Source organism: Aminobacter sp. P4_D5 (assembly GCF_056401815.1).
This window is the reverse complement of sequence record NZ_JBFUIP010000564.1, coordinates 1-807: the sequence shown is the minus strand read 5'-3', so window position 1 is coordinate 807 and position 807 is coordinate 1. Positions and strand designations below refer to the sequence as shown.

The 807-nt window shown below is 68.5% G+C and carries 1 protein-coding gene; it reads right to left on the bottom strand.

Going from position 1 to position 807, the window contains the following annotated elements:
• On the bottom strand, positions 1-807 hold an 807-nt coding region (locus tag AC1DWF_RS33510), incomplete at both ends, for a thiamine pyrophosphate-binding protein (RefSeq protein WP_476842810.1).

Sequence of the window (807 nt, the reverse complement as noted above, 5' to 3'; positions counted from 1 at the left end):
GGTCGATATCCGCGTGGATCTTCTTCGAGCCGGGGCTGAAGGCATCCAGGCGGCCGGTGATGCGGTCGTCGAAGCGCGCGCCGATGTTCAGCATCACGTCGCAGCCGTGCATCGCGAGGTTGGCCTCGTAGGTGCCGTGCATGCCCAGCATGCCCAGGAACTGCGGGTCGCTCGCCGGGAAGGAGCCGAGGCCCATCAGCGTGTTGGTGCAGGGGAAGCCCGTGAGATGCACGAACTCCGCCAGCAGGCGCGAGGCCTCGGGGCCGGAATTGATGATGCCGCCACCGGCATAGACGATCGGCCGCTCGCTGCGCTTCAGCAGGCGCACGGCCTCCTGGATGCGCGCGGGGTCCGGCGCCATTACGGGACGATAGCTGCGGTGCTCGACCTGCGGCGCGGACGTATAGGGCGCCGGCTTGATGAGGATGTCCTTCGGCAGGTCGATCACCACCGGGCCGGGACGGCCGCTGCGCGCCACGTAGAAGGCGTCGTGCACGGTCTTCGCGAGATCCTCGCTGCGCTTCACGAGGTAGTTGTGCTTGGTGGCAGGGCGCGTGATGCCGGTGGTGTCGGCCTCCTGGAAGGCGTCGTTGCCGATGAGGTGCGTGGGCACCTGTCCCGTCAGGCAGACGATGGGGATGCTGTCCATCAGCGCATCCACCAGGCCGGTCACGGCATTGGTGGCACCGGGCCCCGAGGTCACGAGAACGCAGCCCACCTTGCCGGTGGAGCGGGCATAGCCCTCGGCGGCGTGCACGGCGGCCTGCTCGTGCCGCACCAGGATGTGGCGGATGGCGTTCTGCTGGA